Origin of the sequence: Bacillus sp. PAMC28748 (assembly GCF_014250415.1) — a bacterium.
Lineage (GTDB): Bacteria > Bacillota > Bacilli > Bacillales > Bacillaceae > Bacillus > Bacillus licheniformis.
The window spans coordinates 3,963,768-3,988,463 of sequence record NZ_CP060192.1; the positions used below are offsets into that span (position 1 = coordinate 3,963,768).

26 protein-coding genes are annotated in these 24,696 nt (G+C 46.7%); 4 read left to right on the plus strand and 22 right to left on the minus strand.

What is annotated here, in order from left to right; all coding sequences use genetic code 11:
• The first annotated feature begins 18 nt into the window (after window positions 1-18).
• Both H7F26_RS20520 and H7F26_RS20525 read left to right on the plus strand, forming a co-directional pair.
• On the plus strand, window positions 19-1,236 hold the full coding sequence (locus H7F26_RS20520) for an MFS transporter (RefSeq protein ID WP_025808041.1): 1,218 nt from the start codon (window positions 19-21) through the stop codon (window positions 1,234-1,236).
• A 148-nt stretch (window positions 1,237-1,384) separates the two neighbouring features.
• Entirely contained in the window at window positions 1,385-1,768 is a 384-nt protein-coding gene (locus tag H7F26_RS20525) for a YoqO family protein (protein ID WP_003183867.1), read from the plus strand.
• A gap of 24 nt (window positions 1,769-1,792) precedes the next feature.
• Here the strand turns inward: H7F26_RS20525 and H7F26_RS20530 are convergent, their stop codons facing one another.
• From H7F26_RS20530 to H7F26_RS20545, 4 genes are all read right to left on the minus strand, one after another.
• Entirely contained in the window at window positions 1,793-5,017 is a 3,225-nt protein-coding gene (locus H7F26_RS20530) for a bifunctional cytochrome P450/NADPH--P450 reductase (protein WP_003183869.1), read from the minus strand.
• Window positions 5,018-5,051: 34 nt separating this feature from the next.
• Window positions 5,052-5,627, minus strand: coding sequence for a TetR/AcrR family transcriptional regulator (locus tag H7F26_RS20535; protein ID WP_003183871.1), 576 nt, complete (start codon window positions 5,625-5,627; stop codon window positions 5,052-5,054).
• Window positions 5,628-5,890: 263 nt separating this feature from the next.
• A complete protein-coding gene (locus H7F26_RS20540) occupies window positions 5,891-9,034 on the minus strand; it encodes a S8 family peptidase (RefSeq protein WP_185855201.1) in 3,144 nt (1,047 codons plus the stop codon).
• 171 nt (window positions 9,035-9,205) lie between these two features.
• Window positions 9,206-9,811, minus strand: a complete 606-nt coding sequence (locus H7F26_RS20545) for a class I SAM-dependent methyltransferase (protein ID WP_003183874.1) — start codon at window positions 9,809-9,811, stop codon at window positions 9,206-9,208.
• 276 nt (window positions 9,812-10,087) lie between these two features.
• Here H7F26_RS20545 and H7F26_RS20550 point away from each other — a divergent pair, with 276 nt between their 5' ends.
• Window positions 10,088-10,237: a YjcZ family sporulation protein gene (locus tag H7F26_RS20550; RefSeq protein ID WP_017474360.1), complete on the plus strand. Its 150-nt coding sequence runs from the start codon at window positions 10,088-10,090 to the stop codon at window positions 10,235-10,237.
• Window positions 10,238-10,333: 96 nt separating this feature from the next.
• Here the strand turns inward: H7F26_RS20550 and H7F26_RS20555 are convergent, their stop codons facing one another.
• The 7 genes from H7F26_RS20555 to H7F26_RS20585 form a co-directional block, all read right to left on the minus strand.
• Window positions 10,334-10,483: a hypothetical protein gene (locus H7F26_RS20555; RefSeq protein WP_016886344.1), complete on the minus strand. Its 150-nt coding sequence runs from the start codon at window positions 10,481-10,483 to the stop codon at window positions 10,334-10,336.
• A gap of 171 nt (window positions 10,484-10,654) precedes the next feature.
• Entirely contained in the window at window positions 10,655-10,804 is a 150-nt protein-coding gene (locus H7F26_RS20560; RefSeq protein WP_009327800.1) for a YrzI family small protein, read from the minus strand.
• Window positions 10,805-11,211: 407 nt separating this feature from the next.
• Window positions 11,212-11,445: a YrhC family protein gene (locus tag H7F26_RS20565; RefSeq protein WP_011198155.1), complete on the minus strand. Its 234-nt coding sequence runs from the start codon at window positions 11,443-11,445 to the stop codon at window positions 11,212-11,214.
• 88 nt (window positions 11,446-11,533) lie between these two features.
• Window positions 11,534-12,676 carry a bifunctional cystathionine gamma-lyase/homocysteine desulfhydrase gene (locus H7F26_RS20570; protein ID WP_003183885.1) on the minus strand — a complete coding sequence of 381 codons (1,143 nt, stop codon included), beginning with the start codon at window positions 12,674-12,676 and terminating at the stop codon, window positions 11,534-11,536.
• A 1-nt stretch (window position 12,677) separates the two neighbouring features.
• Window positions 12,678-13,601: a PLP-dependent cysteine synthase family protein gene (locus H7F26_RS20575; protein ID WP_071583557.1), complete on the minus strand. Its 924-nt coding sequence runs from the start codon at window positions 13,599-13,601 to the stop codon at window positions 12,678-12,680.
• A 51-nt stretch (window positions 13,602-13,652) separates the two neighbouring features.
• Window positions 13,653-14,348 carry a 5'-methylthioadenosine/S-adenosylhomocysteine nucleosidase gene (gene mtnN / locus H7F26_RS20580; RefSeq protein WP_003183892.1) on the minus strand — a complete coding sequence of 232 codons (696 nt, stop codon included), beginning with the start codon at window positions 14,346-14,348 and terminating at the stop codon, window positions 13,653-13,655.
• Window positions 14,349-14,369: 21 nt separating this feature from the next.
• On the minus strand, window positions 14,370-15,011 hold the full coding sequence (locus H7F26_RS20585) for a class I SAM-dependent DNA methyltransferase (RefSeq protein ID WP_003183896.1): 642 nt from the start codon (window positions 15,009-15,011) through the stop codon (window positions 14,370-14,372).
• A 189-nt stretch (window positions 15,012-15,200) separates the two neighbouring features.
• Between H7F26_RS20585 and H7F26_RS20590 the strand changes: the two genes are divergently transcribed.
• The gene (locus H7F26_RS20590) at window positions 15,201-15,404 is read left to right on the plus strand and encodes a YrzA family protein (protein ID WP_025808035.1); all 204 of its coding nucleotides are present in this window, start codon (window positions 15,201-15,203) and stop codon (window positions 15,402-15,404) included.
• A gap of 38 nt (window positions 15,405-15,442) precedes the next feature.
• On the opposite strand, the gene H7F26_RS20595 is transcribed toward H7F26_RS20590, so the two are convergent.
• From H7F26_RS20595 to H7F26_RS20645, 11 genes are all read right to left on the minus strand, one after another.
• The gene (locus tag H7F26_RS20595) at window positions 15,443-16,135 is read right to left on the minus strand and encodes a YrrS family protein (protein WP_003183900.1); all 693 of its coding nucleotides are present in this window, start codon (window positions 16,133-16,135) and stop codon (window positions 15,443-15,445) included.
• A 58-nt stretch (window positions 16,136-16,193) separates the two neighbouring features.
• On the minus strand, window positions 16,194-17,948 hold the full coding sequence (locus H7F26_RS20600; RefSeq protein WP_003183901.1) for a peptidoglycan D,D-transpeptidase FtsI family protein: 1,755 nt from the start codon (window positions 17,946-17,948) through the stop codon (window positions 16,194-16,196).
• A gap of 54 nt (window positions 17,949-18,002) precedes the next feature.
• Window positions 18,003-18,479, minus strand: a complete 477-nt coding sequence (greA, locus tag H7F26_RS20605) for a transcription elongation factor GreA (RefSeq protein WP_003183903.1) — start codon at window positions 18,477-18,479, stop codon at window positions 18,003-18,005.
• Between the two features lie 239 nt (window positions 18,480-18,718).
• Window positions 18,719-19,354 carry a uridine kinase gene (gene udk / locus H7F26_RS20610; protein ID WP_003183905.1) on the minus strand — a complete coding sequence of 212 codons (636 nt, stop codon included), beginning with the start codon at window positions 19,352-19,354 and terminating at the stop codon, window positions 18,719-18,721.
• A gap of 4 nt (window positions 19,355-19,358) precedes the next feature.
• Window positions 19,359-20,627 (minus strand): peptidase U32 family protein, encoded by a 1,269-nt coding sequence (locus H7F26_RS20615; protein ID WP_003183907.1) that lies wholly within the window; start codon window positions 20,625-20,627, stop codon window positions 19,359-19,361.
• A gap of 14 nt (window positions 20,628-20,641) precedes the next feature.
• Entirely contained in the window at window positions 20,642-21,571 is a 930-nt protein-coding gene (locus H7F26_RS20620; protein WP_003183909.1) for a peptidase U32 family protein, read from the minus strand.
• On the minus strand, window positions 21,568-22,230 hold the full coding sequence (locus H7F26_RS20625; protein WP_003183911.1) for an O-methyltransferase: 663 nt from the start codon (window positions 22,228-22,230) through the stop codon (window positions 21,568-21,570). The genes H7F26_RS20620 and H7F26_RS20625 overlap by 4 nt, the downstream gene beginning before the upstream one ends.
• 147 nt (window positions 22,231-22,377) lie before the next feature.
• On the minus strand, window positions 22,378-23,490 hold the full coding sequence (gene mltG / locus H7F26_RS20630) for an endolytic transglycosylase MltG (protein ID WP_003183913.1): 1,113 nt from the start codon (window positions 23,488-23,490) through the stop codon (window positions 22,378-22,380).
• A 194-nt stretch (window positions 23,491-23,684) separates the two neighbouring features.
• Window positions 23,685-23,969 carry a DUF1292 domain-containing protein gene (locus tag H7F26_RS20635; protein WP_003183915.1) on the minus strand — a complete coding sequence of 95 codons (285 nt, stop codon included), beginning with the start codon at window positions 23,967-23,969 and terminating at the stop codon, window positions 23,685-23,687.
• 10 nt (window positions 23,970-23,979) lie between these two features.
• A complete protein-coding gene (ruvX, locus tag H7F26_RS20640; protein WP_003183918.1) occupies window positions 23,980-24,399 on the minus strand; it encodes a Holliday junction resolvase RuvX in 420 nt (139 codons plus the stop codon).
• A 6-nt stretch (window positions 24,400-24,405) separates the two neighbouring features.
• On the minus strand, window positions 24,406-24,672 hold the full coding sequence (locus H7F26_RS20645) for an IreB family regulatory phosphoprotein (protein ID WP_003183920.1): 267 nt from the start codon (window positions 24,670-24,672) through the stop codon (window positions 24,406-24,408).
• Between the last annotated feature and the right edge of the window lie 24 nt (window positions 24,673-24,696).

Below are 24,696 nucleotides of genomic sequence, written 5' to 3' on the forward strand. Positions count from 1 at the left end.
TAGAAAAGAGGAGCTGCCATGACCTACATACAGCCGCATTCGAAGGATTATCACAAAGCGAGCATCGCCTTATTCATCAGCGGTTTTGTGACATTTGCCACACTTTACACCACACAGCCGCTCATGCCTCTGTTTGCGGAGGAATTCGGCATATCGGCGGCAGCTGCAAGCTTAACTTTATCCATTTCAACAGGCATATTGGCTTTTGCATTGCTCACGGCAGCAGCTTTATCTGACGGGTTCGGCCGGAAAACGATTATGGCAATATCCCTGTTTGCGACATCAGTGCTCGGCCTCTTGACCGCCTTTAGTCCGAACTTCGCGGCGCTCTTGGCGATGAGAGGGCTGCTTGGCTTTTTCCTTGCAGGCATGCCCGCGATCGCCATGGCTTATGTCGGAGAGGAATTTGATCCGCGAGGGCTCGGCAAAATGATGGGGCTATACATTAGCGGCACAAGCCTCGGAGGAATGAGCGGAAGGCTTTTGACCGGCCTTTTGACAGACTTGTTCAGCTGGCGCGCGGAGCTAGGAATCATCGGGGCATTATCAGTACTATTAAGCTATTTGTTTTGGATTTTGCTGCCCCGGCCGCAGCACTCCGCTAAGCGAAAAACAAGTGTGAAAAAAGCGAGCTTGGCCTACGGCGCCGTCTTGATGAACAAACGGCTGCTGTCAATCATTTCACTTGGATTTCTATTAATGGGAAGCTTTGTTACGCTGTTCAATTATATCGGGTTTCAGTTGATGGGACCTCCGTACAGACTCTCTCAAACTGTCATCGGGTTCATCTTTATCGTTTATTTGGCGGGGACGCTCAGTTCTGTCTATATGGGGAAGAAAGCCGATCGTTTTGGCAGCCCGTTGATGCTGAAAATCGGGATTGCCATTATCGCAGGAGGCGCATTGCTTACGCTTCTGCCTCAGCTTCCTCTTAAAATTGCCGGAATCGCTGTTTTTACATTTGGATTTTTCGGGTCGCATTCGATCGCAAGCTCCTGGGTCGGGCAGACGGCCGGCGAACAGCGCGTTCAAGCTTCCTCCCTTTATTTGCTGAGCTATTATCTCGGCTCAAGCTTAGCGGGGTCTTTCGGAGGCTTCTTCTGGACCCATTTTAAATGGCCGGGAATCATCTCATTCATTATCGGGCTGCTTTTGATCGCTTATCCGGTCATTTTCTTTGCCGAAGCCAAAAGAAACAAACGGCAAGACAATTCACAGGTCCGAAATAAAAGCTAAACTTTCTTCACCGCATGCCGATATTTAAATCAAAGCCAGCATGGCGATTCCTCCTGAAGATCAGCCGTTTTTAGAATGATTGAACACAGCCTGTCATGTTGGCTTTTCCTTTATCTCCCTCTATAATGGTTTGAGGGGGGGAATCACCTTGCTTAAAACAATCGGATTTTATGGATTTTTGGCATCTGTATGTTTAAATCTTTTTCTCAGGTTTGGGCTCAAGATAAACGGCACAGCGAATGATATCATCTCAACGGCCTCCCTCGTATTCGTGCTGGTGTACGTATGGGACGACTTGAAAAAACGAAGTGCAAAAACGCTCATCTTACAGGGAATCACTCTCATCATCTTTGTGGCGTTATTGGTGTTTGTCATCATGAAAGGACAAACATTCATTGCTTCTCTGCCTTTTTTCGAGGGTTGGGAAACGCCGGCAAAATGGGTGTATATTTTGCTCGTTTTGTTCTTGGGATCAAACCTTTTCATCTATATCAATGAAAAAATAACAAACTCTAAAAAAGAGGCATCCTGATCAATTCAGAATGCCTCTTTTTGTTTACGTTCTTGCAATGCAGTCCGCCTTCACATTATGTTGGGAAACGCCGCCGTCCCATACATCCTTTGCATAGCGCCCTTCTTCTAAAAGTGCGGACAGCCAGCTTTGCGACTCTTCCCGACTCGCACCCTGTACTATGCGATACGCCTCGCACAAAGCTTGTTCAACAGCTGGAGCCATGCGGCTTCCGTCTCCGCACACATACAGGCGGCCGCCTTCGTTCAACAAGTGAATCAGCAAGGCTGCATCCTCTCTGAGCAAATCTTGCACATATGTTTTCGGCCGGCCCTCAAGCCGGGAAAACGCTGTATGCAGATGGACGATTCCGTCCTTTTCCGCTTGCTCCAACTCGTCTCGATACAGAAAATCTTCGTTCGGACGGCGGCAGCCGAAGTACAAATGCGCTTCACCGAGCTTCACACCGGCATCGCGCTGGATGCGGCGCGCCTGAAGAAATCCGCGGTAAGGGGCGATTCCGGTGCCCGGCCCGACCATGATCACCGGTGTTTCAGGATCTTCGGGAAGCCGGAAGCCTGACTGAGGCTCTCTGATGAAACACGAAATCGCGTCTCCCGGCTCAAGGCCGGCGAGATAGTTCGATGCAACTCCCTTATAATGCCCGCGGCCGCTCAACGCCGGGCCACTTACGACAGAGACGGTGATGCTTGTTTGCCGCGGGTTAAGCTGCGGCGAACTGGAAATCGAATAGTACCTCGGTTTTAGCGGAGGAAGAAGCGCCAGAAAACGGGCGAACGGCAGTTCACAGGCCGGGTATTGCTCAAGCAGGTCAAGCATTGTCAGCCGCTTATTCAACACTTGATCCTTATAGACGTCATCTTTCAGCAGGTCTTCAAGCTCGCGCTGATGAGGCGGACAAACAGTATGAGCCGCCAGCTCGCGTATCTGGGCCCTTGTGGCCGGTTCCTGGAGCTCGACGCAATGTTGAAAAAGGTCTTTGACATGAACGGGCCTCTCCAAAGGCAAATGTGATGCTTGATTCCGGCCGCTAATCAGAATTTGTTCATTTCCGTTCAGCCCAAACCGCTGAAAAACGCGGCCAATCAGCACTTCGCTGTTTTGCGGTAGCACACCGAGATGGTCTCCCTCCTGATATGCGGCGCCTTCAGGAAGCGATATTTCAATATGCCTTGTGCTTCTCCCGCTCTTTTCACACTGCAGTTCTCGGTTTGCCGATATCTTCGCTGTGAACACCTGATAAGCTTTAGCCAGCGGCGAAGCCGCAGGTGCGTTTACGAACTCGACAGATAAGGCTTGCCTGTCTGTTTCTGTTTGATTCGGCTCGGGTTCGGCCAATGAAAATTCGGTTCTTAAAAGCGGCCACAGATCATATTTCCATGACTCAAACTGTCCTTCAAAATCATCGCCTGCATCCCCTTCTCCAAGCTTGTGCAGCCTTTGGGCGCCTTTTTTTTCCAATACGCTGTCAATCAGGCGCGGAATCCGCTGGTAGGTGCTGGCCCAGCTGCGGTTACCGCAGCCGAATACCGCATATTTGACACCACGCAAATCGTCTGTCTGATCATGCTCAAGCCAATTGACAAATTCCTTTGCGCAATCGGGCGGGTTTCCGTTATAGGAAGCCGTCACAATGATAACAGCCCCTTCTGCCGGGATGGCGCCTGCGTATTGATCAAGCTCCGCCGTCCGGCTGTGAAACCCTTGCTCACGCGCTTCTTCAGCAAGCTCCTTCGCAATCTCTTCGGCTGTGCCGAGATTTGAACCGTAGAGCACAAGAAGAGGGGTTCCGTGCGTATTTTCCGCCGCCGGTGCGGAAGGCCGTTCTTCCTGCCGTCCGTTCTCTTCAGGCTGAGCGCCCGGCATCGCCGTCATTGCTTCTTTTTTCCTCGGCCTCACCCGGATTGTGAAACCATCCGGTTTTAATGTCAGCGATTCTTTGATCTTCAATTGGTAGTTTGCATGATCTTCAAGATCAAAGTACTGAAGAATCATGCCGAGCACAAGCGTCGCTTCATGAAGGGCGAACTGCATGCCGATGCATGCCCTTTGGCCGTTGCCAAACGGTTTGTATGCGTGCGCCGGAATGCTGTCCATCTGCTCGAACCGTTCAGGCCGGAATGCCTCGGCATCTTCTCCCCAGACGCTTTGATCCCTGTGCAGTTTTGGGATGAGCACTGTAACGCTCTGTCCTTTTGGAATCAAATATTTTCCCCCGATAACCGTTTCTTCTTTTGCATAAAGAGAGAAAGCCGGTGCCGTCGGCCAAAGCCTTATCGATTCATTCAAAATCATTCGGATGTATTTCAGCTGCTGAACCTGTTTGTAGGATGGGACGGGATCGGTCAGCACGCGGTCTGCTTCTTCATACGCTTTCTTAAGCTTATCCGGATGCTTCAGGAGCAGATAGATTGCAAACGATAATAAACCGCTCGTCGTCTCGTGTCCGGCAATCAAAAATGTAATAATTTGATAGCGGATATTCTCATCATCCAGTTTTTCGCCGGTCTCAGGGTCTTTCGCATGAAGCATAAGCGACAAGAGGTCATTTCCGCTTTCACTCTCGGCCTGCTTCCGGTCAGCGATGATCCGGTCAACAAGAGAAAACATCGACTCGACATCGCTGTTAAAGCGGCGCTTCGTTTGAATCATCAGCTTATCCTGCAGCGGGAAGCGCTTCGTCTGTCTCATCGCTTCGCTCAAACCCCGGACCATGCTCTCAATAAACGGATGCTGCCCTTCACGGTAGAAGCTGTTAAAGCGGTAGTTAAACCCGCATAAGCCGATCGTGTCCAGCGTCAGCCGCGTCATATCGTCCGGCACATCAATGCTTTCATCCTGATTGAGACGGGACCACTTTTGAATGAGCTGGACGGCGATATCCTGCATCATGGGATGGTATCCCTTCATCGCTTTCTGGCTGAAGCTCGGCAGAAGGATGTTGTGGGCTTTCCGCCAATTGGGTTCTTCCGTCCAGCTTGTAAAGAGCCCGTCTCCGCTGAACTCGCGAACTTTCAATAGCCCCTTCCCCATGTTTTTGTCAAAACGGGATTCTTCAGAGACTTCTTTAACCAGTTCATGGCTGGACACAAAAACCCCAATCGCATCCGCAAACTTAAATTGAAAGATAGGCCCCATCTCATCCGCGATTTTCCAAAGTGACTGGGAGACCCTGTTTTTGTCAAGCAAAGGCAGGTTGCCGAGCGGCCCGTAAGTTTTAGGGATTGGAATTCCATCTAACTTGTTCATGAAAATCATCCTTTCTGTTTTGGAAAAAAGCTTTTCATCCATGATGTTTAACAGCATCCCAGGAACATTCTTCAATCTCCTCCATCAGTTCGGTAGGGTCCTCGAATTCCCCTGCTCTTACCAACTTCTGAATATGAACGAACGCTCCGAATACAACAGCCGACAAAATGTGGGAAGGCAAAGGGCGAATCATGCCGGCCGCTTTCCCTTTTTCAAAAAATAAATAGATGAAATCCAGCAGTTCGTTCAAGACCTCGCGGCTTTTCTCAGTCAAGTAATGAGAGGTCTTGTCAATTTCCAAAAAATACAGCGCATGGATATTTTCCTGAGAAAACTCGAAAAGGCAGCGGAAAATGTGCTGAAATTGTTTTTTTATGCCTGCTGAATCTTCAGGATAGCCCTCCTCTATCTTTTCTTTAAATCTCTTCACACTGTCTTGGAACAAGACGTTTACAAGTGCTTCCTTGCTGTCAAAGTAGCGGTAGATGGTGCCTGCACCGACGTTTGCCTTATCGGCGATCATCGGAATGGTTGCGGCGTCAAAGCCTCTGTCCGCGAAAAGGACGAGCGAAGCCTCGATAATCTTCTGATATTTGCTTTCCGATTCCATTGATTTTGCCCTCCAAGTCAGCGGAATGAACGTTCATTCCGCTGTTTCCAATACATTCACTTTTTGACAGAACACCCGAAGATTCCTTTTTTAATATAAAAATTTTTAAGGAAAAATGAAAAAAGGGATAATAGGACCAATTGGCGATATGAGCTGAAAATCACAAATTGAAAATAGACAGTGCAGATTTAATAATATTCTTATATATTAATTTTGATGAAAAAAAGAGGAACTGATATGTCATCAGTTCCTCCGCCATCGGATTATTTTGCCTTTTTGACTTTTATTTTGCTCACTTTGCTCGTATTGCCGGCTTTATCTTTTGCAGTGACCGCTAAAACGGTGTTTGCCTTTTGTTTTTTTATTTTGACAAAAAACGCGCCTTTTTTATCGGCCTTGCCGGTTCCGATCGTTTTCTTTCCTGATTTGACGATGATGGCGGCGTTCGCTTCTGCTTTCCCCTTAACGGCCGTGCTCTTGTTTGTCACCGGATTCACCTTCGGCGCAGACGGCGGGGTTTTGTCAAGCACAGTGACATCTGTCGCTTTGCTGACATTTCCGGCTTTATCCTTTGCTGTTACGCTGATGACGGTTCCGGCTTTTTGCCTGCTGATTTTCAGCTTGTATTCACCTTTTCCGTTCGCTTTGCCGGAAGCGATCGTCTTTCCTTTAGCTTTTGCGCTGACTTGCGCGTTTGCTTCTGTTTTTCCCTGAATCACCGTACTTTTATCGGAAACCTGATAAACTTTCGGGGCGCCTGGCGGGATGACGTCAGCCACCGTCATTTTGACATCGCCGCTTTCTCTGTGGTCATCAGCAGATGCGGAGACATACAAAACGGCATATTCTTTTTGCTTGTTGATTTTCACTTTAAACGCTCCGGATGCATCCGCTTTGCCTTGCGCGATCACTTTTTTGGACGCGTTTTTCACTTTGATCGTGTAGCCGGCTGCCGTTCTACCCGTTACGGCAGTATCTTTGTTCGTGATGCGTTTGACGGACGGGTTTTTCGGCGCTTTTTCCACGACGGTTCTGAGCGAGGTTTCCGCCTGATGGCCCGATGCCGCGACATGAAGAACTTGCCCCGCCTTCTGGGCCGGAATTTTCACTGAAAACGCGCCTGATTTTCCGGCCGTGCCCGTCCCCAATACTTGCTTCCCTCGCAAGATTGTGACCGTCACACCGCTTTTGGCTGTGCCTGTCACTGCCGTATGGCGGTTTAAAACGGGATGAACCTTCATGTTCAGCTCAAAAACGCTGGCTGCATGAAAAACATTCAGCCTTCCCCACCCGGAGACGAAGTCATATCCGGGAATTTGTGCAGCCGGTTCTATATCCAGGTCATAATCCGGGTTGGGATTATCCTGCTCTTCAAATGCCACATCTGCTGTCGTCTCGGTCAATAGGCTTGCGATTTGCTTTGGTTTCAAGGACGGATTCTGTGACAAAAGAAGTCCTGCTGCAGCTGCCACGTGCGGCGCCGCCATCGATGTTCCGCTCATATAAGTGACATTCCCGTCCGGAACGAGGCTTGGAATATCGGTTCCCGGCGCCACCATATCGAGACCTTTTCCATAATTGGAGTAGTCCGAGACAAGATCGAGATTATTGGTCGCCCCGACTGAAAGCGTATATTTCGAAGATGCAGGGTAGGAAATCTCCGATACTCCGTCATTTCCGGTGGCGGCAACGATCGTCACATTTTTGGAAGCCGCATATTTAAGCGCATATTCCATCACCCGGCTGTATGGCCCGCCAAGACTTAAATTGATGACTTTTGCACCGTGGTCGGCGGCATAGATGATGCCGTTTGCAATCTGTTCCGTATCTCCACTGCCTGAAGAATCCAGCACTTTGACAGGCAGAATTTTGGCATAAGCATTGATTCCCGCCATCGAAAAATGGTTGTCTTGCGCGGCTGCAATGATGCCTGACACGTGTGTGCCGTGGCCATTGTCATCCATCGCATCCGCCGTGCGGCCGACATAGTTATAGCCTTCGTCTTTTTTGACGCTGCCGCTTAAATCCGCAAGGGTATGATCAACGCCTGTGTCAACGACGGCGATTACTGTATCTTTCAGCTTTTTGCCTTTCATCAGCTTCTGAAGCTGTTCAAATTGTATGTCAGCATTCGCAGCACGGTTTTTGCCGTTATTTTTGAGCGACCATTGATATGGATATTGGGTGTCTCTTGACAGTGCTTCATATTGCTGAACCTGTTCGACGAATTCCACTTCAGGCATCTTGGCGATCTTGGAGGCTGCCGCCTGATATTGCTTTGCCGCCGCTTTGAATCCGGAAGAACGGCTTTCCTTCATTTCCACAACGTACATATCTTTAAATGCCGTTTTGCTTTTACCGAGGGGCTCTAATGCCTGGACGCCGGATGATTGGGCTTTAGATTTGAAAGATCCCGGTTTTTTGCCTTCTTTCAATTTTACGATGTAACGGTTTTCGGGCGCGCTTGATGAAGCTGTCGCCATCCCCGCTTTTTCAAGCACAGCCGATACTTTGCTGCCTGTTAATTGTTCGATGCCGATGTCTTTCGCGACTTGATCCAGCTGTTTTTTCAACGGCTCGGGAACGGACGCGCGAGCTGTTTCGTACAGGCGGCTGATCGCTTTTTGATCATCATTCGTAATCGAGTATGCGCTCACTTGTCCGTTTTTTGCGACATCGGCAAACAGCGGCTTCAGCTGCACCAGGTCTTTGTAGACACTGTCTCTCATCGATTTGTTAAAGAGCATTTTTGCGCTGATGAATGGAGCTGCTTTATAGTAAAGGGAAGACAGCTCTTTTCCTTTTTCAGTTTTTGAAAGAACTTCATCCCTGATCGTTCTTAACTGTTTTAATATGCCCTTGCCTGTTTCCCTTTCGGAGACGCTTAATTCTGCCGGACACTCTTCTTCTGCCTCTTGGATTGACGGAGGCAGGGTGACGCCTTCATAGCTTATGGTGTAAGAAATATCTGTAATTGAAGTGGTTTCGTTTTCCTCATCATGGTGATTTTCTACTTTTATGTAGTAAGGACCTTTCCAGGCAATCGGAAAATCGATTAGAGCGGGATTATTTTCATAGGAGTAGCCGTTGTATCGGTCAAACGTTTGATGACCAGTTGCATTTTCCAGGCTGGAGTAGACGGAAATGTTCAGCTCTGCATCTGATTTCAATTTGACGCGGAAGTGCGTATAGTTTGCGATTTCCTGATTTGAAGGATTGACTTTATACCAATGCACCTCGTCATCGCTTTGAAACGAAGCTTCAACAGGGGACGCGCTGGTCAATGTGGTTTCGTTATTCGGAACGCTGTCTTCGGCTGCCATTGTCTTCGGTAAAGGCAGCTGGCCAAAAATTAATGCGGCAAGGAGAAAGAAAACAATTGAACTTTTCACGATCCTTTTGTTCATAAATACCTCCGGAAAATATAGTAAAAACGTTCACTTTGATATTAAACCATGTTTGCTATGTTAATGGAATACTTTTCTTTAAAAATCAAAAATATGATATTTAAGATCCAGTTTCAACTCTATCAAACATAAAAAATCCCTTCCGTATTGAAAGGGATGATCATACAAAGTTCATGATTTTACCGCAGAAATGCAGCAGTAATTTTTGTTCATATGTACCGTGATGTCTCTGAAATGGCTTTCCTCAAGCAGTTGCTTGATTTGCTCTTCTGAGTATAAGGAAAAGCCTTTTGTTTTTTTCGATTTTTTCATTTGCCCTTCCAGATGCACAGCGAGAAACAGCGTGCCGTCAACCTGTAAAACACGGTAAATTTCTTTTAATGCCTGTTTGAAATCCGTCCAAAAATAAATGGTGTGGACTGAAAATACTTTATGAAAAGAACGATCCGGATAAGGAATTTGTTCGGCATGGCCAAGCTTTAATTCGGCTTTTCCTTCTTCTTTCACATGACGGATTCGCCGCATTCCCTGCTTGACCATGCTTTTTGATGCGTCTATGCCGCAGGCCTTGCCGCCCTCAAGCATCTCCGCAATCCGATAAAGTGCCGCTCCGCTTCCCGTTCCGATTTCAAGGATGCGCTCATGCGGACAGATATCCATCAAGTTGATGGTCCATTCGTTTATATCATGATTCCCGTTTTCCATATATGACGCGACCCATTTCGACAAAATGCCTCTCGGGCTCCGCAATTGTTTTCCAAGCCATTGTTCAAACACGTTAAAACACCTGCTTTAATTCTAATTAGCCCGATTTTTGCTGCAAATCGTACAAACGGGCCTTTCTCCACTCATATCGGCCAATGAACCGAATATTAAAAGCATTTGCAAAAATAACTGCATTGTTTTGTTACATTCCATAACTAGACGGCTTCAGCTTTGAAAAGTTTCGCTTTAAGAAAACTGTTTTTTTAATGAATTGGTCTATCCGCCCTTTCCACAACTTAATCCCATGCATAGTATATATGGAATTTTCACTAAAAGGTGGTGCTATTTATGGGCTTTGGTTACGGCGGCGGATGCTGCGGCAGCTGGGGTGGCTACCCTGGCGGATACGGCGGCGGATACGGCTATGGAGGCGGATTCGCGCTTGTTGTGGTTCTATTCATTCTTTTAATTATCATCGGCGCTTGTTACGTCTGCTAAATGAACAGGAGGGGGGCTTTAAAGCTCCCCTTTCATTTTGCCATTTAGTTTGTTCAAATGAAAAAGAGCAGAAAACAAACCGTTTTCTGCTCTTTCTCAATAATACCAATAATGCGGCCAATACCCGAAGTGGCGCACCATCTCCATTCTTTGGCGCCGGTACGGATTACCGTATCCGTGCTTGAAAGAATGGGGCATCGATGTATACCCGTGGCCGATAAAAGGCATTCTGCCGTTTTTCTGCATGCTTTTCACCTGCATTCCTTGAATTGCTTGCTTCATATTATGCAGAAAAGCGGAGATGCGGAACTCGTTTTGCCCCGGCTAAACCTGGTCCTTCTCCCGAGTGTAATGTGCCAACAGTTCCCTTCTATAAATCATCATGATCTCCTCCTTTATTTTTTTTCGCGCTTTAAGTTAGCGCTGGCTGTTCAGGTAAAGATATTTTAGCTGCAGATCTTTCATTTCATTGTACATTTGTTCAATTTCGTATTCTCGCTCGTACTCTTCCGGACTTTTAAATCGTCTCTGAATGGTTAGTGTTAAGAAGAATAGATTAATGGTCACATCGCTCACCCCCTTTCAAGTTCGCTAAAAAACAAAAACAGCCCGCAGATCATCTGACAAACCTGCGGGCGCAAACAAAAACCGCCAGATAAAAACGAATCGAGTCTTTATCTTGCGGGAGGAGCAGCGTATTATTATGCCTAACTTCCTAACGTATCGGCTGTGCTGTAAAAGCATCGGTTAAGGAAGTGCACAATCTCTCCCACAGGTTTGATGAATCATGGTATTGGCATTCACAAAGTCTAATGTATGTAGTCAGTGCTGGTTTCATGTTCATCAACCTCCTTTGCTTTTTGTTTACTTTGTAAGTATATCCATCAAATTCCTGTTTGTAAACCGTTTTTTTAAAAAATGGACGGATTGATCGAGCAAAAAAAAGCAGAGAACCCCTTCAGGAGTCTCTCTGCTTATGATTCTTCCATTTCGTCTAATTGTCTTTTATATTTGAGCGAGCGCTTCACACAATAGAAAGCTCCTCCTAAAAAGCCGCACGTCGCGAGCATCATTGTCATCTTTTGGCCTGTTTCCAAACCTTGTCCCGGAATGACAGATCCGATATATAAAAATGCGCTTACGCTGAGAAGCGTAAAAGCAAACTGCTTATAGTCTTCCATCAGCGATTTGACTTTTTTCTTCTGCATGTCATGATCACCTGCTTTTGTTTCATAATGGATATGATTTGAGAATAACATAGATTGACAGATGACCAGACATGTAAATTCAGCCATTTTAAGAAAGAGGGGCCAGCGCTTGCTGCAAGTCTTCCAACAGATCGTCAATATCCTCAACCCCGGCGGAAATACGGATTAATCCGTCTGTGATGCCAAGCTCCAGCCTGCGTTCAGGCGGGATCGAAGCATGAGTCATTCGCGCCGGCACCGATATCAGACTTTCAACCGCACCAAGGCTTTCGGCGATCGTAAACCATTTCAAACGGCCAAGGACAAGGTCCACGTTCTCTTCTTTTCCGATATCAAACGAGATCATGCCTCCGAAGCCCGTACTTTGCCGCTTGGCAAGCTCATGTCCCGGATGGGACGGCAGCCCTGGGTAATAAACCTTTTTGACGGCGGGATGATCGTCTAAAAACGCCGCGATTTTCCGGGCATTTTGCTCATGGGCTTCCATTCTCAAGCCAAGGGTTTTCATCCCCCTCATTAAGAGCCAGGAATCCTGAGGCCCGAGAATCCCGCCTGTAGAGTTTTGAATGAAATGGATCTCTTCTGCGAGTTCCTTCGAGGCTGCTACGACAAGTCCGCCGACGACATCGCTGTGTCCGCCCAAGTACTTCGTCGCGCTGTGGAGGACGATATCGGCTCCCAACGAGATTGGATTTTGAAAGTACGGCGTGTAGAAGGTGTTGTCGACAATCAGCAATAAGTCGTGCTTTTTCGCTGTTTCAGCAGTTTTCTTGATGTCAGTGATTTTCAATAAAGGATTTGTCGGCGTCTCAACATAAATCGCTTTTGTATTCGGCTTGATCGCTTTTTCGATGTCTTCGATGCTGCTCGTATCACTGAAGGTCGCTTCAATGCCGATGCGATTCAATACCTTTGTCATCACGCGGTAGGTGCCGCCGTATACATCATCTGTCAATACGATGTGATCGCCGCTTTTAAAAAGCATCATGACGGCTGTGATCGCCGCCATCCCAGAGCCGAACGCATAGCCTGCTGCACCGCCTTCAACATCCGCGATCAAGGATTCGAGCGCCGTTCTCGTCGGATTTCCCGTCCGGGAATATTCGTATCCTGTATGCTGGCCGGCGCGAGGCTGTTTGTACGTGCTGACCTGATAGATAGGAACCGATACCGCTCCTGTTTTTTCGTCTCCTGTAATTCCGCCGTGAATCATTTTCGTTTTTGGCTTCATATCATATTCCTCCTTCGTAAATTTTTTTGCTTAAATAGCGGTCGCTGCTGTCGGGAAAAATCGTCACAATGTTTGTGCCGGCTTTCGCTTTTTCGGCTTCTTTCAATGCGGCAAACAACGTGGCGCCTGATGAGCTTCCAATCAGAAGCCCTTCCTTTTCCGCGGCTTCTTTTACGAGTCGAAACGCATCTTCGTCAAGCACTGTGTAAATCTCATCGAAATAGCTTTCCTCCATGTATTCCGGGATGAATTCCATTCCGATTCCTTCGGTCTTATGCCCATGCGGTTCCCCTCCGTTTAAAATCGAGCCTTCCGGTTCAACAATAACCGTTTTAATGGACGGATTTTTTTCTTTCAGAAACTTGGCGGTTCCCGCAAATGTGCCGCCTGACCCCGCTCCGGCGACGAAGACGTCAATCCGGCCGCCAAGATCATTCCATATTTCCGGGGCAATCGTTTTATAGTAAGCCAATGGATTTACTGGGTTTTTAAACTGCAAAACGCAATAAGAATCGGGAATCTCCTTCTCAAGTTCAAGTGCTTTTTCAATCGCACCCTTCATCCCGGCACTTCTGGGGGTATGAACTATCCGAGCGCCGAGCGCTTTCATAATCGACTGTTTTTCCATGCTGAAATGCTCGGGTACGCAAAAAACGGGTCGAATGCCGTGCTTTCTGGCGGCGAGAGCCAGACCGATTCCCGTATTGCCTGCTGTTGCCTCAATGACCGTTCCACCGGGTTTCAGCTTTCCCGAACCGATCGCTTCAGCAATCAGCACTTCTCCGAGCCGGTCTTTAATGCTGCCTCCCGGATTCATCATTTCAAGTTTTGCATATATGTTAACGCCTTTAGGGATTCGAAAATCCAAAATCTGCAGAAGCGGCGTTTTGCCGATCAATTCGGTGATATCCTTGATCACATTCATGTTCCTTCCTCCTTCAAGAGGTGCAAAACAGAGGGGGAGCCTCCCCCTGTTTTAATTGATTCTTTTAATCATGCGAAGCACAAGATCTGTCGAATGCTTGGCAGCCTGTTCCAAAAATTGGTCAAATGAAATTTCAGATTCTTTTCCGGCGATGTCTGAGAGCGCCCTGATGACAACAAACGGCGTATTAAATTGATAAGAAACCTGCGCGACAGCCGCAGCTTCCATTTCAACCGCGTAAAGGTCTTCAAACTTGCCGCGGATGAATGCGACGCGGTCAGGATCGCTCATAAAGGAATCGCCTGTTGCTATCGTTCCTTTGACAACCTGAATGTGCCCCAGTTCAGACGCTTCGTCTTCCGCCGCTTGGATCAATGCACTGTCGGCTTTGTATGCAGCCGGCAGATTCGGAACCTGTCCATATTCATAATCAAATGCCGTGACATCGACATCGTGATGGCGGACTTCGGTCGAGATGACGATGTCTCCGACATTAAGCGAATGATGAAAGCCGCCGGCTGATCCGGTGTTGATGACAACGTCCGGTTTAAAGCGGTCAAGCAGAATCGTCGTGCTCATGGCTGCATTGACTTTGCCGATGCCGGACTTTAAAAGCACGACCTCTTTTCCTTCATAAAACCCGCTGGTAAATTCACAGTTTGCGATGACTTCCCGGTTCGTCTGTTCGAGTTTGCTTCGCAAAATCGTGACTTCTTCTTCCATTGCTCCGATAACTGCGATTTTCATATCTTAAAACTTCCCTTCAAATTACAATTTTGCCGCTTCCATTACCCAGACAAAATCATTATGCTTTTGAAAGGCGATACTGAAATGTTCTGAGGTAAAGATCGTTTCCATCTCCGAAATCGTCGGATAATGTTCCGTTTCAAGGTCTTCCGCCAATTGCAGAAACCCGTTTTCCTTCGCTTTTTTAACAGCGGCAGAGAAGGCTTCCCGATCCTTGAAGACGGTATCAGCAAACACTATTTTACCATGCTTCCCGAGCATTTTTCCATATCGCTTCACAGCTTCCCGCTTCTCTTCGTTTGTCAGATGGTGAAACGCATAAGAACTGACAATCGTGTCGGGAGAAAACGGAGGGTCCGGAAAGTCAAGAAAGTCTCCGTCAACGATCACTGCATTCTCCGGCAGCTTTGCCTCGGCAATTTCCCTCATCGCTTTTGAAGGCTCTACACCGGTGACTGCCTTTCCGGCCGCCAGCAATTTTGCAGTCAGATTGCCTGTGCCGACGCCGAATTCAAGAACTTTATGCCCCGAGCGGCTGACGACATCATCCAAAATGCCGTCGTAGTCGCGAAACACTTCTTTGTATTGAAGATCGCGGCCAACTACTGTATCATCATAAGAATTTGCCCAGTTCTCAAATAAAGGAATGAACTCTCTTCCCATTTTGTCGTCACTCTCCATCTATTTTTACAATTCCTATAAGTATAGTATGATTTATTCGATTGATTAGTTCTTATCCTACCACAAGTCATTCGTTTTGGGTACAAAAAAGGCTTGGTTATATTTCCCTTGTCACCCGGCCGCTTCTCTGCTTTAATAAAAAATGACTTGAAACGAATGGAGGATTGGTTTATGAACTTCGGCCTCGATCTGATCAAAGATAAAATTGAGTTTTTTGAGGCACTGAGCTTAGAGGAGCTTGAAAAAAAGATCAGTCAGCAGATTGAAAACAACCAGGCGCTTTTGCTGAGGGTCCATTCGGTTTCCCACCATACGGCGGTTATTGACGGACGGATCCACTACAGCGCAGTCGTTCATTTTAAAGCCGAATCATAAAAAAAGCGCCCGGTTTTAGCAACCGGCCGCTTTTTTCTTTATTTCAATTGTTCAACTTTTGTCGGCTTCCAGCCTTTTCCGTCAACCCAAGTAATGGCTACCTGGTATTTGACGCCAGTGTCCTTCGCCCGAATGGTTCCTTTCGCATCTTGCGGGCTGCCGTTGTTTCCGAGCCAGATCACCGTCATGTTATCCTTAGAAACCCCTGTCGCATATGAAATGGCTTCAAGCATTTCCTTCCAGTCTTGTGAAGAGGAATCATATGTTGCGGTATGCTGTCCGCTCTGTTGTGTGCCGACAGGCTCCCAGTCAGGATTGATGATCGTTTTTTCAACATTGGCGCTTGAACCGCCTTCTGTCACTTCGGCTCCTTCAAACGGATCATCTGATGTTGACTTGTCCTCGTCTGAAGCAGATTCTTTATTCTTGTCTGAGTCGGAATCGCTGTCTTCTTTATCGGCAGAATCGCTTTTTCCTTTGTCCTCATCTTTTACATCTTCATCAGATGTTTGTTTCTTATTGTCGGAAGCAGGCGCTTCTGTCGTCTGTTCAGAATCGTTTTTCGAGACATCTTGCTGCGCCTGCTCCTTCGGACTGTTCATCATCAGACTGCTGGCAACGACAACGATTAATACCAATACGATGCCTATTAAAATGTTAAGCACAAGATTCGCTTTCCTGCGCTTATCACGATTTTCAAAACGAGATTCCCTTGTTTCGCTCAAGTTCATTGCACTCCTTTTTCCCTCTTGCCTCGCTTCCTATTTTATCATCACCTGAGGCATTCTTCTATGTCTGGTTCTTTTCAATTTCATATACTTTTTTAACAATATCATAAAATACGGCATTTGTCGCAGCCTTGCTATCCGGCGTATCCATATGGACGACGACGAGCGCATATTTCGGCTTGTCCGCCGGAAAATAACCGGCAAACCATTTATGATAGAGCGTTTTTTTGTCATCTGTCGTCCTGCCTGTCTGCGCTGTGCCCGATTTTCCCGCTACATCGTACGGAAGATCGCTGAAGCGCCGGCCCGTCCCCTTTTCAGATGTGACAACTTTTCTGAGCAGTTTTTGCAGCTTTTGCGCTGTATACTGGTCGATTTTCTCTCCTGGGAGCTCGTGATCTTTAAAAGCCGTCATCAATGTGCCGTTTTTATATTCGATCTGGTCTGCGATCTTGACTTGTTTTTTCTCTCCGCCTCTTGCGATGGTCGCCATCATGTTGACGATTTCCAACGGAGTCAGCTTCACATTCTTTTGGCCGATAGCGGTCTGGGCTACAGCTTTTTTAACTTTTTTGTCCTTTTCATCCCCCCAGATTGATCCTGCAGTTTCATGATAAAACTGTCTGAACTCATCTTCATGATACAGCTTTCCTTCCCAGCCGACCCGTCCGGTCAGCCCAAGCTTTGCAGCAGTATCTTCGATCACGGAGCTGTTTTTTTCTACGAGCTGTCCGGCAAGATTTGTAAACGTGTAGTTGCAGCTTTCCGCAAAACTGTCTTCCAGGCTGAGCTTTCCTTTGTCCTCTCCGGCCTCACCGTACAGGTTCAAATTGCAGTTAAAGGTTTTAGACGGATGATCCAAGCCGTTTTCAATCGCTGCAGCGGCAATCACGGTTTTAAAAACCGAGCCGGGATATACCGGAGTCAGCATATAGTTCTGCCTTGTTTTTTGCGCAGCCATGTTTAAGTCGGGCTTGCTCGCAATCGCCACCACGCCGTTCGTCTCGATGTCAAGCAGGACCGCCCCGCCTTTATCGAGCTGATGGTCATCAAGTACATCTTCCATTGCCTGCTGAACCTTTTTATCGAGCGTTGTTTTGACTTGCAGCGGGTAAAACGGATTTGCGTCTGCTGTATATTTGACGTCCATGCCGAACAAAGGGTTTCCCAATCCGTCCACATGATACAACAGTTTTGTGTCTTGTTCAGGCAGCAGGAATTCATCAAACGTCCGCTCCATGCCGAAGGTGCCGATTTTCGTGCTGATGGAGAGGCCCTCTTTATCGGGATATTTGCGTCTGAGGAGGTCCGGGTCTTGATTGGTCATACCGAGCGTATGCGAAGCCAGCCTGTTCTTTTCTGTTTCTTCTATGTATACGCCGTAAACGCCCGGATATTTCAGTTTATTGATTTTTTCGAGAGCCGTCTTTGAAACGGACGCTCCGTCATGTTTTGTGAGAATCACGGGTTTTTTTGCATGGTCCAGCTTGCTTCCAAGCTCATCTTCTGTCATGTTTAAAATTTCGGCTGCTTCTTTGGCCGGCCACGGCTGATTTTTTAAAAAAGGGAACAAGACGATGGCCGGTCTTTGGCTGACGGACAAATGTTCGCCGTTCCGATCTAAAAAAGATCCTCTCCCGTCTGAAATCCGAACTTCCTCCGTGCGCTGTTTGACGCTTTCCTGGATTAAGTTCACATTCCGTTTAGAAAAGGACTCGGTAAAAAACAGTTGAATTTCAGCCAGCCTGATCAGCAGAAATAAAAGAGCAGCCGAAATGATAATCGATACCCACTTCATACGCTTTTGCCATTTCATTATAAAAACACCTCATCCACATTGTGGACGAGGTCATCGTTTGCTAAACAAATTTTATGAAATTTTCACAATTTTTACAAGCATTTCGCCGCCAGGTGTTTGAACGGTTACTTCGTCTCCAACCTGCTTGCCGAGAAGGCTTTTCGCGATTGGGGAATCGTTCGAGATTTTTCCTTCAAACGGATCGGCTTCCGCGCTGCCCACAATCGTATAAGATTCTTCTTCACCGTCAGGAAGCTCCGTAAATGTAACGGTTTTTCCAAGGCTGACGATGTCTGAGTTTGCACCGTCATCTTCGATGATCTTTGCGTTGCGGATCATATTGTCAAGGGTTGTGATGCGCCCTTCTACAAAAGCTTGTTCTTCTTTTGCTGAATCGTATTCGGAGTTTTCGGAAAGGTCTCCGAAGCTTCTTGCCACTTTAATACGTTCAACAACTTCTTTACGTTTAACCGTTTTCAAATACTCAAGTTCTTCTTCCAGTTTTTTCTTTCCCGTTTCTGTCATAGGAAATACTTTCTCTTGTGCCATGTTCCTTCACTCCTTCTAGTTGGTTCCTCATCACTTGTATGTGAGAGTATAGACTTGAATATACAAGAATGAGGACAACCCTTGTCCCCTTCTTCTCTCCCATATTTGTAAAGTATCATATAAACCGGATGGAAGGCTCCGGTAAATGGTGCTTATACAGTTAAAGAAGGGCTCAGGATGAGAACCCTTCAATTTCTATACATAATATGGTCAGAGTTGTGTTTGTCTATGCTATGTTATTATAAAATCGCGTTTTGTTCAAGAATAGTTTGTATTTTTGTTACCATCAGGTCGATGGCGACGCGGTTTTGGCCGCCCTCCGGAATAATGATATCGGCATAGCGTTTCGTCGGTTCGACAAACTGGTTATGCATCGGTCTGACGACTGAGATGTACTGCTCGATGACAGAATCGATCGAACGTCCCCTTTCTTTTATGTCTCTGAGCATCCTTCTGATGATCCGCAGGTCGGCGTCCGTATCGACATACAGCTTGATGTCCATTAAGTCGCGGAGCCTTTCATCCTCGAGAACAAGGATTCCTTCCAAAATAATAACATCTTTCGGATCGACGTGCACGACTTCCTCTGAACGCGTATGCAGCTTGTAATCGTAAATCGGCTTTTTGATCGGCCTGTACGCGAGCAATTCGTTTAAATGCTCGATCAAATAGTCATTGTCAAATGCAAGCGGATGGTCGTAGTTCGTATTCAGCCGCTCTTCAAACGGCAGATGGCTCTGATCTTTATAATATAAATCCTGTTCGAGCATTAAGATCGAATGACCTTTAAACTGTTCATAAATGGATCTGGTGACGCTCGTTTTTCCTGATCCGGAGCCTCCCGCTATGCCGATAACTACCGGTTTTTTCCCCATGCCATTACTGCCCCTTTCTCATCATGTTGCTAGGATAAATCTTGTTGTCCACTCTAAATTTGACGATCTGCAGGGGATGGCGGGCTGCGTCAAGCACATTGCCTTTTTCGTCCCAAATCGTGTCAATTTTGCATGTGAAATTTTCGATTTCCGGACCGAAAAATTCGACTTCGTCTCCGGATTTAAAGAAGTTCCGCTGCTGGAGCGTGACCATTTTTGTCTCTTCATCATAGTCAAGGACAAGTCCGACAAAGTCGTATGTTGTCTTTTTGCCGTGGACGCCGAACATCTGCTCTTCATATCCTGGCGTTCCTTCAAAGAAAGCAGGCGCCGTGTCTCTATTGGCGCATTTGTCCAGTTCTTTCAGCCATTCTTCTTTGATGACGAAGTTTTCAGGATCAGCGCAATAAGCATCGATCACTTTTCTGTACACACTGACGACTGTCGCAATGTAGTGGATCGATTTCATCCGGCCTTCGATTTTCAGGCTGTCGATGCCCATTTCAATCATTTGCGGTATCGATTCGACCAGCTTCAGATCTTTCGGGCTCATCGCAAATGGAGCATCGCCTTCTTCATATAGCGGCAGTGCATTCGTCCCGTCCGTCTGATACAAATCATAGTCCCAGCGGCATGACTGGCAGCAGCCTCCGCGGTTGGAGTCCCTTGCCGTCATATGGTTGCTGAGCACGCAGCGGCCGGAATAAGCGATACACATCGCACCGTGAATAAACGTTTCGATTTCAATATCCACTTTTTCTTTCATTTCCCTGATTTCAAGTGCGCTCGTTTCACGTGCGAGCACAACCCGCTCAAGGCCTTCTTCCTTCCAGAACTGAACGGCTTTCCAGTTTGAAAGGGACTGCTGTGTGCTCAAATGCACTTCCAGCTTCGGCGCAACCCTGCGGCACGTTTCAATGATCAGGGGATCAGCGACGATAATGCCTGACACGCCTGCTCCCTCGAGATCGCGCAAATAGTCTTCCAGTCCGTCGATATTTTCTTCATGCGCAAAAATGTTTGTCGTGACATAAATTCTTGCGCCGTATTTTTTCGCGAATTCGACACCTTCAGCCATTTCTTCAATTGAAAAGTTATCTGCGTTTGAGCGGAGTCCATATTCACGTCCGCCGATAAATACAGCGTCTGCTCCATAGTGGACAGCGATTTTCAGTTTTTCCAAATTCCCCGCCGGAGCAAGAAGTTCTGGCTTTTTCGTAATGACGCGTTTTCCATTAACGATTTTGGAAATTTTATCTTTTACTGCAGACATGGCTATCCCTCCTTTTAGTATACTGTTTCTTTGAAAAAGAATCCGGTATCGATGCTGCGGTTTGCAGGCTGCAGCTGTTCGATCCGCTCGATCCATTGTTCTTTCTTGTCTTCATATGCTTCCCTGTCTGCGATGCAAAGGTCGATGGCTTCGCGGTACATGGCCGTTACTTCAGTCATGTATTCGACCGATTTTAAAATTCCGTCGATTTTAAATGAATCGATGCCGGCATCGATTAAATCTTCAAGCTCATCAATGATGCAGACGTCATTCGGACTCATGATGTGCGTGCCGTTTTCGTCTTCGAAAATCGGATATTTATTTCCGCGTTCTTTATCATGGAGATACATGCCTTTTTCTTTTTTCTTGCCTTCGATATCCATGACTTTTCCCTGGTATTCAAAATAGTTGCCGATCAGGGAGCGCTTTGACTGGAACATGCATGTCATGCCGTGAACCTGAATTTCAATCTCGACGTCTGCTTTCTCTTTAATCTCAACGATACTGTCCATGTTGAGCTCTCTTGCAAGCACCGCGCGCTTCGCGCCCTTGCGCCCCCAATAGTTGCAGGAATAATGATTGGTTGCGGTCGTTTCCGTATTCCAGTGAAGCTTCATGTTCGGCGCTGATTCCCGTGCAGCCATCAGTACGGCGGGATCGCCGAAGACAACCGCATCCGCGCCTGCCTCGTCCAAGAATGAAAGGTAGTCATTCAGTTCCGGAACCCGGTCATTGTGAAAAATCGCGTTCACAGCAACATATACTTTTGCGCCTTTTTCATGAGCCTGAATGATGGCTTCTTTTACTTCTTCTCTGGAAAACTCCCCGGCTAAACGCAGACCGTACCTTTGTTCACCGATGATAAACGCATCGGCGCCCGCCTCTGCCAAAGGCTTAATATCCGAAACAGAAGTCGGCGTCACAAGCAGTTCAGGCTTTTTCATATCCGTTCACCTCTTTTTTGACTGACGGCCAATCCGTCGCCCACAGGCAGGATCGCCGTGTGGTAGTCAGGATGCTCCATCAGCCAATGATTGTAATGATCTATTTTCGATACAAGCTTTTTGATGCGCTTGCTTTCGATCTGATTGTATTCTGATGCGACAAGGCCTTTGAAAAGGACATTGTCCGTAAAAATGATGCCGTCATCGGCAAGCATTTTTTCATATATACTGAAAAACTTCTGATACTGGCCTTTTGCGGCATCGATAAACAGCGCATCATAGGGAGCCATCGATTGAACGGGGTCAGACTCGCTGAGCGCATCGCCGAAGAACACGTGAATTCTGTTTTCAAGCTGGAATGACCGGATGTTTTTCAGCGCTTCCCGATACCTGTCCTCATCGCGCTCGATTGTAAAAATCTCGGCTTCGGGAAGGGCAAGCGCCATCCGAATCGCCGAATAGCCGATGGCGGTACCGATTTCAAGAATTTTTTTCGGATTTTTGAATGAAAGAAGCTGCAGGAGCACTTCGATTCCTGTCGGTTCCATAATGGGCACGCCATGCTCTTCGGCATAGGCCTCCAGTTTCATAATTTCAGCCGGCCGCGGCTTTAGCAGCTTTTCAAGATAGCCGGTCAATTCTTCGTGTCCAATCTTCACGGGCAGATGGCCTCCCTTTCATAAAAAAGAGCCTTAGGTCAGGTGTTCAGCACTCTCCTAAAGCAGTTGACTGTCTTTTCTCCAATAAACAACCCGATATATTTTATCATAAAACCTTTGTATTTGCGAATAAAAGGAGAGTATTTTTTACTCTCCTTTTTCCTCGTCCTGCGTGTTCGTAATATATTTGGCTTTTGCTTTATTGTGTTCTTCAAGCGTTTTTGTAAAGACGACTTCCCCGTTTTTCTTTGCAAGAAAATAAACATAGTCTGTTTGCTCCGGATTTAATGCCGCCTCCCAGGAAGTCTCTCCAGCGTTTGCAATCGGCCCGGGCGGAAGACCGGTATGTTTGTACGTATTATATGGGGAATCCGCTTCAAGGTCTTTGTACATGACGCGGTTTTTATGTTCTCCCAGTGCATATAAGACGGTCGGATCCGTTTGCAATGGCATATTTTTGCTGATGCGGTTGTAGAAAACGCTTGAGATTTTGTGCCGGTCCGCTTTTTCGGTAGCTTCTTCTTCAATTAACGAAGCCATCGTCAAGGCTTTGTGGACGGACATCTTTTTGTCTTTCATCTGCTTTTCATACTTTTCAGCCAGCTGATCTGTTTGTTTGATCATCGCTTCGATAATGGCATCAAGCTTCGTCTCAGGGTCGTAAAATAGATATGTCGCAGGATGCAGGTATCCTTCGAGCGGATGCTTGATGTTCTTGTTCAACACGTCGTCTGTGATCAGTTTCGGATACTTCTGTTTTAATCGGCTGATGAATTCCCTGTCATCCAGCTTTTTCATAATGTCCTTTGCCGAGTAGTTCGTTTGTCCGGCGATGATGTCTGCGATTTCCTGGAGCTGCCTTCCTTCAGGAACGGTAATTTTAAATGCCGGCACATGTGAAGCGGTTGTCAGCTTATTAATCATGCCTGCCGCATCCATCGACTGGCTGAGCTGAAAGTTCCCCGCTTGAAAGCCGGAGGCATTTTTAAATTTCACATAAGCGATAAATACTTTTTCGTTTTTAATTAGGTCCTCTTTTTTTAGTTTGGCGGCGATGGACGTAACGGTCGATCCTTCCGGAATATAGACATTGACCGTTTTTGCATTATTTTTATCGACCGGTTCGAGCGCCGATTTAACGTAGAGCGAAACAGCGCCTGCGGTTAAAATCAGCAGAACCGCAACCACAGTCAGCCAAAACTTTATTTTATGTTTAAGGAGTCTTTTTATAAACGGTTTCTTTGTCTGATCTTCAAACATTGGTGTCCTCCTCTCCTCCCATGGTATATACTACATGATTCGTTATCATTCGGCAATTTATTACAAAATGTTTTAATAAAAAAAGCCGCCTGTCGGCAGCCGGGTGAGAAAAATTGCAGATCACGCTTTAAAGAATGACAAAATCCTAAAACTTCAATCGTTTTAGGATTTTGTCAAGCAGTCTAGCCGCTTCTTTATTCTTCTTCGTCTTCATCCGCTAAAAACGTGTTCAGCGTCTCCTCAATCATATCCCACTCTTCTTCTGTTTCAATCGGCATCAGTTCGCCGTCTTCTCCTGCTTCATTCGGTACGAAGCTTGAAGCATGGATCTCGATCTCTTCATCGTCCTGTGCTTCAATCGGATAATAAAGCACGTATGACTTGTTAAACTGGTCGCTGTCAAATGTAAAGAGCACTTCACACAGCTGTTCATTCCCTTTATCGTCTACAATTGTAATGTTTTTTTCTCCGTGTTCCATCGTAATCACCTCATGAGTTTAGGCTGTCGAGATATCCTTGAAGGATCATCACGGCCGCCATTTTATCAATTACTTTTTTTCTCTTTTGCCTGCTTACATCTGCTGAAATCAGCATTCTTTCGGCCGCCATTGTCGAGAGGCGCTCGTCCCAAAGCACGACGGGAACTTGAAACGTTTCTTCAAGCACTTCCGCGAACTTCTGGCTCGCTTCCCCCCTCGGGCCGACGGTTCCGTTCATGTTTTTGGGAAAACCGAGTACAATCTTGTCTATTACATAGTCTTTCGTCAATTCGGCAAGGCGGTTCAAGCCGTAGTCACCGCCCGCCTCGTCGATTTTAATCGTTTCTATCCCTTGAGCCGTCCAGCCCATTTCATCGCTCAGCGCTACGCCGAGCGTTTTCGAACCTAAATCCAGACCTAATATTCGCATGCTTGTTTACGCCTCTTTATGCTGTTCTAAGTACGATTTAACCAATTCTTCGATTATCTCGTCTCTTTCTATTTTCCGAATCAGGTTGCGTGCATCTCGATGCCTTGGAATGTAAGCGGGATCTCCTGACAGCAGATATCCGACAATTTGGTTGATCGGGTTGTAGCCTTTTTCCTGAAGCGCGTCATGGACGGTTATCAGCACTTCATTTACATTGGTTTCCATCGAATCGTCGGAAAAGTTGAATTTCATCGTCTTATCAAATGAGCTCACCGTTTTGCACCTCTTTCCCAAATT